Source organism: Chloroflexota bacterium, assembly GCA_016235055.1.
Taxonomy (GTDB): Bacteria; Chloroflexota; Anaerolineae; order JACRMK01; family JACRMK01; genus JACRMK01.
Genome location: JACRMK010000013.1, coordinates 1 through 14,456 on the forward strand (window position 1 = coordinate 1; position 14,456 = coordinate 14,456).

Annotated in this window: 18 protein-coding genes; 16 read left to right on the forward strand and 2 right to left on the reverse strand. The window is 64.4% G+C overall.

What is annotated here, in order from left to right:
* The first annotated feature begins 224 nt into the window (after positions 1-224).
* The 5 genes from HZB53_03550 to HZB53_03570 all read left to right on the forward strand — a co-directional run bounded on the left by HZB53_03550 (position 225) and on the right by HZB53_03570 (position 3,260).
* Positions 225-728, forward strand: coding sequence for a hypothetical protein (locus tag HZB53_03550; protein ID MBI5876702.1), 504 nt, complete (start codon positions 225-227; stop codon positions 726-728).
* Positions 729-768: 40 nt separating this feature from the next.
* Positions 769-954: a twin-arginine translocation signal domain-containing protein gene (locus HZB53_03555; GenBank protein MBI5876703.1), complete on the forward strand. Its 186-nt coding sequence runs from the start codon at positions 769-771 to the stop codon at positions 952-954.
* Positions 955-1,033: 79 nt separating this feature from the next.
* Positions 1,034-2,149 carry a nucleotidyltransferase family protein gene (locus tag HZB53_03560; protein MBI5876704.1) on the forward strand — a complete coding sequence of 372 codons (1,116 nt, stop codon included), beginning with the start codon at positions 1,034-1,036 and terminating at the stop codon, positions 2,147-2,149.
* Between the two features lie 2 nt (positions 2,150-2,151).
* The gene (locus HZB53_03565) at positions 2,152-2,424 is read left to right on the forward strand and encodes a PqqD family protein (GenBank protein ID MBI5876705.1); all 273 of its coding nucleotides are present in this window, start codon (positions 2,152-2,154) and stop codon (positions 2,422-2,424) included.
* On the forward strand, positions 2,421-3,260 hold the full coding sequence (locus HZB53_03570) for a hypothetical protein (GenBank protein MBI5876706.1): 840 nt from the start codon (positions 2,421-2,423) through the stop codon (positions 3,258-3,260). The genes HZB53_03565 and HZB53_03570 overlap by 4 nt, the downstream gene beginning before the upstream one ends.
* A gap of 149 nt (positions 3,261-3,409) precedes the next feature.
* On the opposite strand, the gene HZB53_03575 is transcribed toward HZB53_03570, so the two are convergent.
* Both HZB53_03575 and HZB53_03580 read right to left on the reverse strand, forming a co-directional pair.
* Entirely contained in the window at positions 3,410-4,039 is a 630-nt protein-coding gene (locus HZB53_03575) for a GyrI-like domain-containing protein (protein ID MBI5876707.1), read from the reverse strand.
* Between the two features lie 68 nt (positions 4,040-4,107).
* The gene (locus tag HZB53_03580; protein ID MBI5876708.1) at positions 4,108-5,400 is read right to left on the reverse strand and encodes an HlyC/CorC family transporter; all 1,293 of its coding nucleotides are present in this window, start codon (positions 5,398-5,400) and stop codon (positions 4,108-4,110) included.
* 101 nt (positions 5,401-5,501) lie between these two features.
* On the opposite strand from HZB53_03580, the gene HZB53_03585 reads away from it, so the two are divergent.
* The 11 genes from HZB53_03585 to HZB53_03635 all read left to right on the forward strand — a co-directional run bounded on the left by HZB53_03585 (position 5,502) and on the right by HZB53_03635 (position 14,294).
* Positions 5,502-6,746, forward strand: a complete 1,245-nt coding sequence (locus HZB53_03585; GenBank protein MBI5876709.1) for an MFS transporter — start codon at positions 5,502-5,504, stop codon at positions 6,744-6,746.
* Positions 6,746-7,873, forward strand: a complete 1,128-nt coding sequence (locus HZB53_03590; protein MBI5876710.1) for a spermidine/putrescine ABC transporter substrate-binding protein — start codon at positions 6,746-6,748, stop codon at positions 7,871-7,873. Before HZB53_03585 ends, HZB53_03590 begins: the two co-directional genes overlap by 1 nt.
* 28 nt (positions 7,874-7,901) lie before the next feature.
* Positions 7,902-8,234 carry an NIPSNAP family protein gene (locus HZB53_03595; GenBank protein MBI5876711.1) on the forward strand — a complete coding sequence of 111 codons (333 nt, stop codon included), beginning with the start codon at positions 7,902-7,904 and terminating at the stop codon, positions 8,232-8,234.
* A 45-nt stretch (positions 8,235-8,279) separates the two neighbouring features.
* Positions 8,280-9,551, forward strand: coding sequence for an aminotransferase class III-fold pyridoxal phosphate-dependent enzyme (locus HZB53_03600; protein MBI5876712.1), 1,272 nt, complete (start codon positions 8,280-8,282; stop codon positions 9,549-9,551).
* Between the two features lie 272 nt (positions 9,552-9,823).
* Positions 9,824-10,672, forward strand: a complete 849-nt coding sequence (locus HZB53_03605) for a pyrroline-5-carboxylate reductase (protein ID MBI5876713.1) — start codon at positions 9,824-9,826, stop codon at positions 10,670-10,672.
* Positions 10,669-10,860 carry an SDR family NAD(P)-dependent oxidoreductase gene (locus HZB53_03610; protein ID MBI5876714.1) on the forward strand — a complete coding sequence of 64 codons (192 nt, stop codon included), beginning with the start codon at positions 10,669-10,671 and terminating at the stop codon, positions 10,858-10,860. The genes HZB53_03605 and HZB53_03610 overlap by 4 nt, the downstream gene beginning before the upstream one ends.
* 15 nt (positions 10,861-10,875) lie before the next feature.
* A complete protein-coding gene (locus HZB53_03615) occupies positions 10,876-11,370 on the forward strand; it encodes a hypothetical protein (protein ID MBI5876715.1) in 495 nt (164 codons plus the stop codon).
* Between the two features lie 6 nt (positions 11,371-11,376).
* Entirely contained in the window at positions 11,377-12,483 is a 1,107-nt protein-coding gene (locus HZB53_03620; protein ID MBI5876716.1) for an RHS repeat-associated core domain-containing protein, read from the forward strand.
* Positions 12,484-12,529: 46 nt separating this feature from the next.
* Positions 12,530-13,108, forward strand: a complete 579-nt coding sequence (locus tag HZB53_03625) for a hypothetical protein (GenBank protein MBI5876717.1) — start codon at positions 12,530-12,532, stop codon at positions 13,106-13,108.
* A 234-nt stretch (positions 13,109-13,342) separates the two neighbouring features.
* Complete coding sequence (locus tag HZB53_03630; GenBank protein MBI5876718.1) at positions 13,343-13,519, forward strand: hypothetical protein; 177 nt, start codon at positions 13,343-13,345, stop codon at positions 13,517-13,519.
* A gap of 13 nt (positions 13,520-13,532) precedes the next feature.
* Positions 13,533-14,294, forward strand: coding sequence for an SDR family oxidoreductase (locus HZB53_03635; protein ID MBI5876719.1), 762 nt, complete (start codon positions 13,533-13,535; stop codon positions 14,292-14,294).
* Positions 14,295-14,456 lie beyond the last annotated feature (162 nt).

The window sequence follows — 14,456 nt, forward strand, 5'->3', positions numbered from 1 at the left end:
GAGGGGGGCGAGGCGCGCTCGGCATGCTTCAAGTGAGAATTCAATACGAGTCGTGCCAGCAGCATCGCGCATGCGGCCATCGAGCGGACGACCAGGCCGGACACGCGGCAATACCAACGAATATGCGTCGGCAGACGCGGTAAACAAATACCACCAGTTTTTCTCTATTGCCAAGCAGGCTTGTTTGCGATAAAATGCCACCACTATTCTTGGAGGGAGTTATCATGAGCGAAAAGGCAAGTCATCCAGAGGAACCGCTATCGCGCCGCGAACTGTTGAAGAAGCTGGGCGCCGCCGGCGCCATCCTCGGCGCGCGCGCCATCGTGCCGACTAACTGGGCGCGGCCCGAAATCGAAACGGGCAACCTGCCCGTGCACGCACAGACGTCAGGCCTTGGCACGGTGACAGGCAATATCTGGGAGGGGCCGTTCATCGACATGCCGAGTGCTACCAGAAAAAAGCCGTCCACGTCTTCGCGGTTCATGGCGAGTATCGTTGGCACCGCGCTGTCCGTAAGTCCAACCTACGTCGGGTTCGGGCCCGACCCCAACAACCAGAACAATTTCTACGACATGTGGTCGTTTAGCATCCCAAATGTCCCGTTTGGCGCCCGGACAGTCAAAGCACATGACAGCCTGTGCTCTGACCCTGATCAAACGCAGGGCGTCACCGTGGGTTCTGGCAGCAATGCGATAGCCAATCCGTTCATTTTCAGCACATGCGTCTAGCCATCAACCGTTCGTCATTTATGATACGAGAGGAGACATCGTGAGCGAAGGAAACCGAACGCCGCAGGAAGCCATGTCGCGCCGCGAACTGCTGAAGAAAGTCGGCGCGGCCGGCGCCATTCTCGGTGCGCGCGCCATCGTGCCGACCAACTGGGCCAAGCCCGAAATCGAGACGGGCAAGCTGCCCACGCACGCGCAGACGTCGCAGCCACGGCCCCAGGGCTAACGGTTCGCAAGTTTCACTGCAACATTTCGCGCGGTTTCCCGCTCGACTCCTGTCGGGCCGGGGGACCGCGCTTCCATTTATGAGCCTGTACCGCACGCTGGCGCTGAGCGCGCGCGCGCAAATGCCGCCCGCGCTGCACGGCGTGCTCGCTGCGGTTGCGAGTCGCGTTGATGCCGCCTCGCTCGTCGAGGCGGCCGAGCAGCACGGCCTGGCGCCGCTCGTCTACTCGCACCTGAGCGATGCGGGCGCACTGCCGCCCGGCGCGCAGCGCCCGCTGGCGGCGCTGACCCTGCGCCACCGGCAAGCCGCCGCTGCGCGCGCGCAGGCGCTGGCAGAGGTGCTCCATTTGTTCGCGCGCGAGCAAATTGATGTGCTGGTGCTCAAAGGCGCGGCGCTGGCGCATCTGGTCTACCCGTCGCCCGACCTGCGCCCGATGCGCGATGTCGATCTGCTCGTACGCGCGCCCGATGCGGAGCGGGCCTGGCGGCTGCTGGCGCAGGCGGGATTTGCCCTACCCGAGTCGCCGGCGCACGGCCTGCCCGCACGACACCATCACCTCGCCTCTGCCAAACGCCCGATGCAAGGCACGACGATCAGCATCGAGATTCATCAATGCGTGTCGCTGAACGAGCCGCGCCGCGCGCCGCGCACCTACGATGACTGGGCGGCAGGCAGCCTGCCGTTCGAGTTTGGCGGCGCTGCCGCGCGCGCGCCCGCCCGCGAGGAGCTGCTCTGGCACGTCTACCGCCATGCGCTGTGCATGCCGCTCGGTTATGAGCCGCTGCGGCTGGTCTGGATTGCGGACCTAACCAGCCTGGTCGAACGCTGGGCGACGGTGCTCGACTGGGATATTATCAAGCGGCAGTATCGCGCCGTGTGGCGCACCCTAGCCCACCTCGATGCGCTGACGCCCTGGTCGGATGCCGTGCGCCCCTACCTGCCGCCGCGCGCCGAGTATCCGGCCGATGCAGCCGAGCAGATCGTGGCAAGCTGGCCGCGCTTTGCGCCCGAGCGGCCGCTGCGGCAGTCGCTACCGCGCATCGCGCGCAACGTGCTGGCGCCGCCCGCCTGGTGGCTGCGCGTTCGCTACGGCGCCGATGCGACGGCCACCGGCACCGCCGGCGCATGGCTCCGGCATCAATGGACCGCGTGGACGCAGGCCGCGCGCTTCCCGTTTGAACCCGTTGGGCGGTGAACATGGATCTTGGGCTGAAACCGCAGCACGCGCCGGACTACCGGCTTGAAGTGATGGGCGAGGAGATGCTGATCTACCATCCGTCGCAGACCAAAGTCGTCTACTGCAACGCCACGGCCGCGCTCGTCTGGCAGTTGTGCGACGGCACGCTGACCGCCGCGCAGTTGATCGATCTGCTGGCGAAAGCGTACCCGGAGGCCGGCGCGGCGATCCCGGCGCAGGTCAGCGCGACGCTGGAGCGCTTTCTGTCCGACGGGGTGATTACGGTCGCATGACAATCCGGCGCATCGCGTTCGCGGGCAGCACGGTCGCAGTCGAGGCGCACGGGCTGCGCGCCGAGGCGGTGGCGGCGTTCCTGTTCGCGCACCTGCCGGAGGCCGACGCTGCACCGCACATCACGCTGCGCGTCGAGGACGCGGGCGACGGCTTGGTGCTGCGTGGCGACAGCGAGCCCGATTACTTCGCATCGTCCGATGCGGCCATGGCCGAGTACCTGCAGGGGCGCGTCTGCTACCACCTGGCCGACCGGAGCACGGGCGGGCTGCTGTTTCACGCGGCGGCGCTGCGGCACAACGGTCGCGGGCTGGTCATTCCGGGGATTAGCAGTGCGGGCAAGAGCACGCTGACTGCCTGGCTGCTGTCACACGGCTTCGACTACCTTACCGATGAATTGACGTTCGTCGCCGACGGCGCATCGGAGTTCGCTGCATTCACGCGCCCGCTGAACATCAAGCCGGCGTCTCGCCAACTCCTGTCCGCGCGGCTCGTCGACATCGGCGACGTGCTGACCTGCGAGACCGCCAGCCTCATTCCACTGGCGTCCCTCGGCGCACCAGACGCGACGGTCCAGACCCCGTTGAGCGGAATCCTCTTCGTGCACTACGACGCGGCCGCACCGTTCGAATGGGCCCGGCTCTCGCCGGCGCAGGCCGGGCTCGCGCTAATGCAATGCCTCGTGAACGCCCGCAACCTGCCCGAGCACGGCTTCCGCGAAGCATCGCGGCTGGCGCGGCAGACGCCCGCCTTTCGGCTCGTGTATCGCGGATTCGGCGAACTGGAACCACGCTTGCCCGAGCTGCTGGCTTCGTTTCCACGAAGTGACACGAAGTAGCACGAATAGGCTTTCAGTTCATATCGTGTTTCTTCGGGTGATTTTCTGGATTGGGCTTGCACGTACGGGCAACAGAAACGCCCGGAGGATCTAACCCTCCGGGGCGTTGTAGTTCGTGATCCTTCGTGTCCCTTCGTGGACGAAAAGTACTAACGCATCTTGGCAACCGGCTGGCGCAAGATCGTCTTGAGCCGTTCCGGCTTGGTGCGGCGCGGATCGCCCATGTACACTTCGTGGTGCTTGCCGGAGTAACGAAAACCGCTGGCGTCGGCGAAATCCTGCATGCGGTCCATCGTCTCGCGCTCGTGCGTGTACGGGCCGATGTGCATCGTCTGGATGCACAGCCCCTCGCGGTATAGCTCCAGCCGCACGCCGGTCGGCACGTGCGTGCCCTTCCCGCGCAGTTGTTCCATCGCCTGCGCGAACAGGCGCGCCGTGATATGCTTCGGCTGCAAAATCATCAGCGTGAAGTTCCACGGTTCCGACGGCAGCAGCGCGTAGGTGCCCTCGTCGGCCCACCACAATCCTTCCAGCGGCATCACGGGATAGTCGATCGGGTTGCGCTCGCGCGACTTCGAGATGTACTTCAGCGTATACGAGACGGCATACAGCGCCTCGACCGCCTCCTGGAATGCGGGTGACGCGGCCGGCGGCTCGCCCGGATCGAGCTCGCCATCGAACATCACGTAGTTGAAGCGCGGCACGTTGACGATCTCGATTTCGCGCGCCGACGGCGAGTAAAGGTGCTTGAGTTCCTTGCGCAGATCAAGTTTAGTCATCGCACGGTCTCCTGCGGCGTATTGTGATAGTTAGTGTAGGGCAAGTATAGACAATCCGGCGCAGAATTTCAACCCACACGCGGCGCGATCAGCACCTTGTCCACCCGGCGGCCATCCATGTCGGCCACTTCGAAGCGGAAGCCTTCCGCATCAAAATAGTCGCCGGCGGCGGGCACGCGCTGCAGCATGCCCATCATCAGGCCGCCGATGGTCTGATAGCCGCCCGCGCCCGGCAGATGCGTGATGCCCAGCACGTCGCGCAGTTCGTCGGCCGGCAGGCTGCCATCGATCAAGAACGAGCCGTCGGCGCGGCGCACGAAACCGGCCCCGCCTTCCTCGGGCAGGCGAATATCCCCGACCACGGACTCCATGAGGTCGGTGATACTAATCACGCCCTGCACCGTGCCGTACTCGTCCACCACGCAGGCCACGTGGCTATGCTCGGCGCGAAAGCGCTCCAGCGCCGACAGCGCCGGCAGCGTGTCCGGCAGGTACAGCGCCGGGCGCACTGCCGCGCGCAGGTCTACCGGCTGGTTGCCGAGCAACTGCGCCAGCAGGTCGCGCGCGTAGGCCAGCCCGACGACGTGGTCGAGGCCGCCATCCGTCACCGGGAAGCGCGAATGATTGTGCGCGGACAGCTTGGCGCGGATCTCGTCGGGCGTGTCGGCCAGGTCGAGCGCGACGACGTCTGCGCGCGGCGTCATGAGCGCGCTCACTGTGCGATCGCCAAGCCGGAAGACCCGCTCCACCATCTGCTGCTCGCTCCGCTCGATCACACCCGCGTCAGCGCCCTGCGCGACGAGCTGCCGCACGTCGTCTTCGGTCACACCGGACCCGGCGCCCGGCCGCACGCCGATCGCCAGCGACACGGCGCGCGTCGAAGCGCTCAACAGGTGCACCAGCGGCGCGCTCAGACGCTCCAGCGCCTGCATGGCGGGCGCAACCGCCGCCGCGATCCGCTCGGCATGGAGCAGGGCGATCTGCTTCGGGACGAGCTCGCCCAGCACCAACGACAGGTACGTGACCGTGGCGACGACAATCGCCACGGCGAGCACGCGGCTGAATGGCTCCAGCCCCGGCGCCTGCGCGATCAGCGCCGCCAGTTCATCGGTGATCGTGGCGCCGCTGATTACGCCGGCGAGGATGCCGACCAGCGTAATGCCGGCCTGCACGGTCGAGAGAAAGCGGTCCGGCGCGCCGGCCAGCTCCAGCGCCGCCTGCGCGCCCCGATCGCCCTCATCGGCGCGCGCCTGCAGGCGCGTCTTGCGCGCCGCGATGACGGCCATTTCGGCCATCGCCAACAGGCCATTGGCCAGAATCAGCAGCAGGATGAAGATAATTTCGAGTGCAATCGGTGCCATAGTGTGCGGGCCGGCGATGCAGACCGTCCCGGTCGGATTATACCCGATATGACTCCCGGCGTTGTGCTATAATCGGCTGAGGCTGCCGTGCCGGCCCGCTTATGGACACCCCTGTTGACCATCTCACGACGGGCAGCGCCGACGTCAACCTGCGCCGTTTTCGCCTGCGCGATCTGCCGGCGCTGACGCGCGCACACCCGACGCTCACCGCCCTGCTCGCGACAATTGTGCTGATGGAAGTGGCGCACGGCGTTGAACTGCTGGCGCTCTTCCCGCTGTACCTGTCTGAAGTAGAGAACGAGTCGGCATCGCTCGTCGCCCTGACGATCAGCACGTACCTGGTTGTCGACATCCTGATGCGCACGCCGGCCGGCTGGCTGGCCGACCGGATCGGGCGCAAACCGGTGCTGCTGGCCGGCGTCATCCTCTCGGCGCTGCCGCTGCCCCTGATGATGCAGGTGCGCGATCCGGGACTATTCCTGCTGTTGAACGCCGTCAACGGGCTGGGCGCCGGGTGCATCTGGCCGAGCATCTACGCCAGCATCGCGGATCGCTACGGCCCCGGCCGCCGCGGCCTGATCTTCGGGCTGGTCAACACCGTCATGCTGGGCGGTCTGGCCACCGGCCCGATCAGCGGCGGCCTGCTCCTCGGCGGCAGCGGGTCGTTCACCTTCTCGTTCCTGTTCTGCTTTGCACTCATCATCGTGGTCGCCGGCATTGTCCTGTTCGGCGTTCAGGAAACGCGCACAGAGCAGCTACCGGCTTCGGAGGCGACACAGGCAACGCGCGTATCCCTGCGCGTGGATGCGCAGATGGTCTTGCTGTTCGTGGTTGTCTTTTGCCTGACCATGAGCGTGGCGATCCTGACGCCGGTGCTGACCTTCTACGGACGCGATGTGCTCGGGCTGACGCCGGGGCAGTTCGCGCTCACACTGGCGCTGCCGGCGCTGGCCACGGCGGTCGCGCTGGTGCCGTTCGGCCGCTTTGCCGATCAGCACGGCCGCAAGCGACCGCTGGTCGTCGGGCTGGCTATCTTCGGGTTCTGCCTCTGGCTGTCGCCGATCAGCACCTCTCCACCCATAGTAGCATTCGGCGCAACGATCGGTGGATTGGGCTACGCGCTGGCCGTGCCCGCTTGGAACGCGTTGACCATGGATCGCATCCCGTCGGACTCGCGCGGCACGCTGCTCGGCGTCGTCGCGGCGCTGCAGGGTATCGGGCTTGTTATCGGACCGGAAGTCGGCGGACGGCTCTGGGATACCGTCTCGCACATCGCCCCCTTCCTCGCCTCCGCCGCCGTATTGACGATCGGCGCGCTGGTTGCGCTGGCGCTCAAGGAGGAGTGATGGCCCGCTTACCGCTCGCGGTCGCGCTGGTGGTCACGCTGGCGCTTGTCGCGTGCGGCGCGGCGACGCCCGCGCCCCCAACCGCGACAAGTGTGCCCACCCCAAACGCGACGCCAATACCTCGCGCCGCCACGCCCGCCGCAACGGCGTCGCCGGTCGCGCTGCGCCTGCTGATGCATGCCGACGACGTGGACCCCGCACTCTACGAGTTGTTCAGCCGCGAGACCGCCATCACCATTATTGAAGAGACCTACACCACCGACGAGGAAATCCTGGCGGCGCTGCAGAACCGGCCCGGCCTGATTGACCTCGTGATCGCGAACGACCGTACCCTGCCCCGGCTGATTGGCGATGGGCGGCTGGCGCCGATTGAGGCCGCCGGACTGCCCAATTTCGCCGGGGTCGAGAGCCGCCTGAAAGACCTGCCGTTCGACCGCGGCAACCGATACAGCGTCCCGTTCGCCTGGGGCACAGTCGGCATTCTTTACCGCACCGACCAGCCGCTGATCATCGATTCCTGGAGCATCGTGCTGGACCCCGCGCGCAACAAGCCGCTGGCGGGCAAGGTCGCGCTGCTCGACGATCCGCAACTGGGGTTCGGCGCGGTGCTCAAGGCGCTCGGCGATCCGCTCAACCCGACGGACAGCGCGGCCTGGACGCGCGCGCGCGACCGGCTGGCGGCAAGCCGCGCGACGATCGCTGTCATCGATTCGTCGGCCTGGTCGAATGAACTGCTGACCGGCGAGTTGGCGGCCGCGCAGGCGTACTCGGACGATGCCGCGTTCGCCCAATCGACCAACGCCGCTCTGCGCTTTGCGGTGCCGCGCGAAGGCGCGCCGCTCTGGATGCAGAACCTGGCGGTGCCGGCAACATCTACGCACAAATCGGAGGCGCGCGCACTGGTCGATTTCCTGCTGCGCCCGGCCAGCACGGCCCGCACGGTCAGCTATACCTATTCGCTTTCTCCCGTCCCGGAGGCTTATAATAGGGTGGCGAGCACACTGTCCGCACAACTGCGCGAGTCAACCATCCCGTCCGACGAAACATTTCGCCGCTCGGAATTCCTGACCGATCCCGGCGCTGCCCGACAGCGGATCGAACAGCTGTGGGCCGATCTGAAGAAGTAGCGCCCAACCTCATTTCACGGAGCCCTGCATGATCTACGAACTGCGCGTCTACCACGCCTACCCCGGCCGCCTGGCCGCGCTCAACAAACGCTTCGAGACGATCACTCTCAAGTCTTGGGAAAAATACGGCATCCGGCAGGTCGGCTTCTGGACCGTCGCCATTGGCGAAGGCAGCAACGACCTGTACTACATGCTCGCATGGGACAGCCTGGCCGACCGCGAGCAGAAGTGGAGCGCCTTCGCCGCCGATCCCGAATGGCACAAGGCGCGCACGCAGACCGAGGCCGATGCCGGCGGCCCGCTGACCACCAGTATCGACAACTTCATCCTCGCACCAACCACCTACTCGAAGATGCGCTAGACTAGCAACTAGCAGCTAGCAACTAGCGACTAGCAAGGAGCGTTTATGGCTACTGTAAAACTACCCGAAGCCGCCGACCACCTCTCTGCCGTCTGGGGCCGCTACGGCGACTTCATCGCCGACCACGCCGAGGGCGTGTATGTGTACGACACCGAGGGCAGGCGGCACCTCGACTTCACGTCCGGCATCGGCGTCACCAACACCGGCCACTGCCACCCCAAAGTCGTTGCGGCCATTCGCGAGCAGGCCGGCAAGATGATCCACGCCGAGCTGAACATCCAGTATCACCAGCCGGTCTTCCGGCTGATCGACGAACTGCGCACGGTCGTGCCGCCGAACCTGGACGCGTTCTTTTTCACCAACTCCGGTGCAGAGGCGGTCGAGGGCGCGATCAAGCTGGCGCGGCAGACTTCCCACCGCGCAAACGTGATCGCCTTCCAGGGCGCATTCCACGGCCGCACCTACATGGCGATGTCGCTGACCAACTCGAAGAGCATGTACCGCCAGGGTTACGCGCCGCTGGTGGCCGGCGTGCACATCGCGCCGTTCCCGTACCACTACCGCATGCAGATGACTGAGTCCGATGCGACTGAGTTCTGCCTCAACGAACTGCGCTTTATGTTCGCCACCCAGTGCCCGCCCGATGACACGGCGGCGATCATCATCGAATCGGTGCTCGGCGAGGGCGGCTACGTCGTGCCATCGAAGGCGTTCATGCAGGGCCTGCGCCAGATCTGCGACGAGTTCGGCATCCTCCTGATCCTCGACGAGGTGCAATCGGGCTTTGGGCGCACCGGCAAATGGTTCGCCTGCGAGCATTACGGCATCCAGCCGGATATCATGGTCATGGCCAAGGGGCTCGCCTCCGGCATGCCGCTGAGCGCCATCGCCGCGCGCAAGTCGATCATGGACAAGTGGATCGTCTCCTCGCACGGCGGCACCTACACCGGCAACGCCATCGGCTGCGCCGCGGCCGTCGCGACGATTCAGGCGATGAAGGAAGAGCGCATGATCGAGAACGCGGCCAAGGTCGGCGGTTTCTTCATGGACGGCCTGAGCGAACTGCAGGGCCGCTACCCGGTCATCGGCGACGTGCGCGGCGTCGGCCTGATGATCGCCGCTGAGTTCGGCACGCCGCGCGCGCCGAACACCAAGGCCGCCAAAGAACTACTGCACAAGGCGGGCGACGACGGGTTGATGCTCCTGACCTGTGGCCCGTTCGACAACACGATCCGCTTCGTCCCGCCGCTGATCGTGACCCAGCAGCAGGCCGAAGATGCGCTGAACATTATCGACAAAGCGCTGGGCACACTGTAATACTGTTTCAGTTTGATGACGTCCAAATATCTGGTGGCCAGTGCGGTTGTCACCCCCTCATCCCCTGGCCCCTTCTCCCCCGCGCGCGGGGGAGAAGGGGGAAGGCTGATTGGGGATTGGCGCGGCGGCTTTGCCGCCGCGGGGGAGGGTGACGATTCCCATACAGTGCTGAAACATACAACAATCGCTTGGGGACTTGCTCATCACAAATCGGCATAACGATTAAGCCCTTCGGATCATGACGACCCGAAGGGTTTTTAACAGAGGACACTATGCTCTCAAACACCACGATCGCCTTCGTCGGCGCCGGCGCCATGGCCGAGGCGATGATCGGCGGCCTGATCGAGCAGAACGTCGTATCGCCGGGAGACATCGTCGCATCGGGACCGCGTGCGGAGCGCGGGCAGGCGCTGGCGCAGAAGTACGGCATCCGCGTCACCGCCAGCAACCGCGAGGCGGTCGCCGGTGCGGGCGTTGTCGTGCTGTCGGTCAAGCCGCAGATGCTCGGCACGGTCGCGTCGGAACTGCACGGACGCATCCCGCCCGGCGCGCTCGTACTCTCGATCCTCGCCGGCACGCGCATCGAAACGATTGGCAAGGCGCTGCTGCACAGCGGCATCGTGCGCTCGATGCCCAACACCCCGGCGCAGATCGGCCAGGGCATCACCGTCTGGACCGCATCATCCGACGTTAGCGACGTGCAGCGCAAGCAGGCCGAAGCAGTGCTCCTCGCCTGCGGCCCGCAGGTGTACGTAGACGACGAGGACTACCTCGACATGGCGACCGCCATCTCGGGCAACGGCCCGGCCTACGTCTTCCTCTTCATGGAAGCGATGGTCGATGCCGCCGTACACCTCGGCTTCTCGCGCCAGATCGCGGAGCAACTGGTCTTGCAGACGGTCAAGGGCACCGCCGAGTACGCGCTGAAGTCGGGGCGGCATCTGGCCGGCATGCGCAACCAGGTCACGTCGCCGGGCGGCACCAGCGCCGAGGCGCTGTATTATCTGGAGAAGGCCGGCTTTCGCACCGCCGTCTCGCGCGCGATCTGGGCCGGTTACCAGCGCGCCGTGCAGTTGGGGCGCGGCAAGAAACGCAGCCAACTGGCGGAGGAAAAGGGATGAGGTTGTCCGGCAAAGTTGCGCTGATCACCGGCGGCGCCTCCGGCATCGGCGCGGCCACGGCGAAGCTGTTCGCCGCCGAGGGCGCGGCGGCGGTCATCACCGGGCGCGATGCCGCGTGCAGCCAAGCAGTCGTCGCGGAGATCAGCGCGGCGGGCCCCATCATCCCAGCGCGTCGTGTCGAAGTATGACGAAGAGGAGTCGCCATGGTGTCGCGATGGGCGTGTTGTTTAGCGGTGGTCGCGCTGGCAGGGTGTGCGTATGTCACCGCTGACCAGCAAGAGGAATTGCGTCGCGCGTTGCTGCACTACGAGGAAGTGGAGAATTCCGTAGCCGGGTATCGAGACCGCAGTGCCGTCGCGCAAGTGGCGACCGGTACTGCCCTTGAAGGGTGGGACGTATGCAGATCGTGCGTGGTCTATGTCTGGATTGCCGGGCAGTTCACCGAGTTCGAAGTCCTGACATACAGTGAGAATTGGAGCAAAGTGCGTGTGCGCGTCGAGTGGGCATGGCATAGGGTCGATCCCGACAACGGCGAGGTGATTAGCCCATGTGTCGCACAGGCATACACGACGATTGCATATCTCACCCGTGAAAACGGCGTCTGGAAATTCTCGGGCGGCGAGATTCTAGAACTCCCGGAACGCAGACTGGTGGACAACACACCCGCGTTGAATGCGAAGTACTGCACGGGTCGTTAAAACTCGTTGAATGAGCGTGGTCTGGACATCGTGCGCCAGTTGGCGGACAGCGCGGGCGCAGTGACGCTGGCGCGGCGCTACGACCCATTCGGCGATGCGCTTTCGAGCGCGGGCAGCGGGACGAGCGCCTTCGGCTTCGCGGGCGAGCAGACGGACGCCACGGGGTTGGAGTACCTGCGGGCAAGGTATTATGCGCCAGGGCAGGGGCGGTTCATGACAAAGGATACGTGGGGCGGCGACTACAACCAGCCGATGTCATACGATGCGTGGTTGTATGCGTATGCCAATCCAGTGAATGCCAGTGACCCCAGCGGATTCGATTCTGGTAGTCCGCGCATCCCGATGCTCCCTTGGGAGGGCATTACCGCAAGACAAGCAGTGGATTTCTTTCGATGGGTCTACAGCAAGAAGGGCCCCATAACTGGCTCCATGTGGCCCGATCGAAGATTTGACTGCACCGATCTGCGATGGTCGAAGCCCCAAAGGGCTGTTGATATCTTTGCGGATTTCCTCTGCGAGCGGGGACCTGAAACCGTGGAATTCGACGGCAGAAGTCGATTGACGAAAGAACTCGCCGAGTCAGTTCTACTGGACCAAGTACGCTATTGGTTCTATCTCGCCGGCCCGACAAGTGGGCCGCGGAAGTTGAGGTTCAATAAATATGAGGCCTACGTAGCGCTGTACGACCAGCACCTCCCGGCTGATTTGCCGATTTTCCACGTCCTGGGTTCAGTTGATTATGAGGTTTATCGAAACACGACAGGGCGTGTTGAGTACCGCATAGCAAATCGGATGGATCTTGCGTCAGGAACTCACATTCCAGAGAGATTTCCGCCGGAGAACGAAGGCGACAGACCTCTGACGCTCGAGCAGGTTGTCAACGAGAATCCGGCCCTGGAGAATAGAAATCTGGTTTGGCTGCTAGATAACTATCGGGATGCGCAAGGAAATCCAATTGTCGCGATTTTGCGACCCAAGGCACGATCTGAGACGGGCGGCCTCGGGGGCGGACGCACGACACAGATTTTCATGTGGTCGGAGCAGTATCAACCATGTATCACACAGATTTACTGGCCCTTTTATGTCTGGTTGGGTCTGCTGGATATTCGATGATTCTGTCGAATCGAAGACTCATGGTTAAGATAGGACGGAGTTGCCTATGATCAGACGGGTACTGGCGCTCGTTGCAATGCTCTCCATCGCCTGCGCTTGCCTGACGATCGGCTTAGTCGGCGGGTACGGGTCCCTCTCGCGTACTCGGCCCACCGCCGATGCCAGCATTCCGAGCAAGCTGTGCTACCCCTTGCCATCCTCGTTTCAGGAATCGGACCTCCTTGGTCGCTGGGTTGCCCGTTATGGCGCCGGCGGCATCGATGTTTTGGTCCTGCGAGCGGATGGCACCTATAAGCAGATATTTGATGCTCCCGTTTCTGGGTTCCACTACGAGAGTGACTGGCGGAAGTGGTACATCGAGCGCCGGGATAGCGGATGGATCCGTCTGCATCTAGACGGCATGCGTCGGTGTGACGATACGAGTGACATGTGTCAACGCGAGGAAGGAGGAATTGATGGTTCCGCGATTGACTATTGTGAACAAAAGGGAGCCTCCATGCAAAGCGAGGTCGTTCTTCTAGTAACGGGCGCATCACCGAAGGCAACCGGCCTATCCCTCCCCATCCTCTTATGGCACATGCGACTCCCGGGCAGCCCGTGGGTGGAGAGTTTTGAACATGAATAGGTGTTGTGAGGCATGTGATTCTGGGCTTTGCCCATGGAAAGATACTGTTGGCGAATTACTGTGATAGGGGACAATTCATGCGGCTGCATTATGTCGCCTGACGGGAACGGCGCGTCAATGGTCTTATGACTGTCAATAGTCACCTAAACCCGCCGCCACGATTTCGCCAACCGTGTCATTGGCAAGCAGAGAGCGTGGGCGTGGGCATGTCACCTGCCGGACGGCCTGGGCAGCGTGCGCCAGTTGGCGGACGGCACGGGCGCGGTCACGCTGGCGCGGCGCTACGACCCGTTCGGCGATGCGCTTTCGAGCGCGGGCAGTGGGGCGAGTGTGTACGGCTTCGCCGGCGAGCAGACGGATGCAACGAGGTTGGGGTATTTTCGGGCACGAAGAAGAAGCGCAGCCAGTTAGCGGAGGAAAAGGGATGCGGTTGTCCAACAAAGTTGCACTCATCACCGGCGGCACCTCCGGCATCGGTGCCGCCACGGCGAAGCTGTTCGCCGCCGAGGGCGCGGCGGTTGCCGTCACCGGGCGCGATGCCGCGCGCGGCCAGGCGGTCGTCGCGGAGATCAGCGTGGCGGGCGGTCAGGCGCGCTTCCTGCCGTGCGACGTGCGCGACGCCGGCGCGGTGCGTCAGGTTGTGGCCGGGGCGCATACGGCGTTCGGCCGCCTCGATATTCTGTTCAACAACGCGGGAACGATCCTGCGCAAGAACGTGCTCGACCTGAGCGAAGCCGAGTGGGACGAGCAGATTGCCGTCAACCTCACCTCGGCGTTCCTATTCAGCAAATACGCCATCCCGCACATGATCGTGCAGGGCAGCGGCGTCATCATCAACAACGGGTCGGGCTGGGGCATCAGCGGCGGCAAGGATGCGGCCTCGTACTGTGCGTCGAAAGCGGGGCTGGTGAACCTGACGCGCGCCATGGCGCTCGATCACGCCGCGCAGGGCATCCGCGTCAACTGCATCTGCCCCGGCGACGCCGACACGCCGATGATGGCGCATGAGGCGGCGCAGTTGGGCGTCAGCCACGCGTCGCACCTGGCGGGCGGCGCGCAGCGGCCGCTGGGCCGCATCGGCACCGCCGAGGAGATCGCGCGCGCGGTGCTCTTCCTCGCGTCCGACGATTCGTCATTCATGACCGGCGCGGTGCTGGTCGTCGACGGCGGCGGCACCGCGGGGTAACAATATCCACCACAGAGGCACAGAGTCTCAGTAGATCCAAAATTGGCTGAAATTGGCAGCAAGTAAAGCGGCTTGCTCAAATCCTGTATGATTGTTAGTACCACCCAACAATCCAGGGAGAGCAAGCCATGGCGAATGATACCCCGAAACTCAGTGCAGATA

Bases quoted from the DNA above. Each gene is read 5' to 3' on its own strand.
- HZB53_03550 (MBI5876702.1), top strand. From the start codon at position 225: ATGAGCGAAAAGGCAAGTCATCCAGAGGAACCGCTATCGCGCCGCGAA.
- HZB53_03560 (MBI5876704.1), top strand. From the start codon at position 1,034: ATGAGCCTGTACCGCACGCTGGCGCTGAGCGCGCGCGCGCAAATGCCG.
- HZB53_03565 (MBI5876705.1), top strand. From the start codon at position 2,152: ATGGATCTTGGGCTGAAACCGCAGCACGCGCCGGACTACCGGCTTGAA.
- HZB53_03570 (MBI5876706.1), top strand. From the start codon at position 2,421: ATGACAATCCGGCGCATCGCGTTCGCGGGCAGCACGGTCGCAGTCGAG.
- HZB53_03575 (MBI5876707.1), bottom strand. From the start codon at position 4,039: ATGACTAAACTTGATCTGCGCAAGGAACTCAAGCACCTTTACTCGCCG.
- HZB53_03580 (MBI5876708.1), bottom strand. From the start codon at position 5,400: ATGGCACCGATTGCACTCGAAATTATCTTCATCCTGCTGCTGATTCTG.
- HZB53_03585 (MBI5876709.1), top strand. From the start codon at position 5,502: ATGGACACCCCTGTTGACCATCTCACGACGGGCAGCGCCGACGTCAAC.
- HZB53_03590 (MBI5876710.1), top strand. From the start codon at position 6,746: ATGGCCCGCTTACCGCTCGCGGTCGCGCTGGTGGTCACGCTGGCGCTT.
- HZB53_03595 (MBI5876711.1), top strand. From the start codon at position 7,902: ATGATCTACGAACTGCGCGTCTACCACGCCTACCCCGGCCGCCTGGCC.
- HZB53_03600 (MBI5876712.1), top strand. From the start codon at position 8,280: ATGGCTACTGTAAAACTACCCGAAGCCGCCGACCACCTCTCTGCCGTC.
- HZB53_03605 (MBI5876713.1), top strand. From the start codon at position 9,824: ATGCTCTCAAACACCACGATCGCCTTCGTCGGCGCCGGCGCCATGGCC.
- HZB53_03610 (MBI5876714.1), top strand. From the start codon at position 10,669: ATGAGGTTGTCCGGCAAAGTTGCGCTGATCACCGGCGGCGCCTCCGGC.
- HZB53_03615 (MBI5876715.1), top strand. From the start codon at position 10,876: ATGGTGTCGCGATGGGCGTGTTGTTTAGCGGTGGTCGCGCTGGCAGGG.
- HZB53_03625 (MBI5876717.1), top strand. From the start codon at position 12,530: ATGATCAGACGGGTACTGGCGCTCGTTGCAATGCTCTCCATCGCCTGC.
- HZB53_03635 (MBI5876719.1), top strand. From the start codon at position 13,533: ATGCGGTTGTCCAACAAAGTTGCACTCATCACCGGCGGCACCTCCGGC.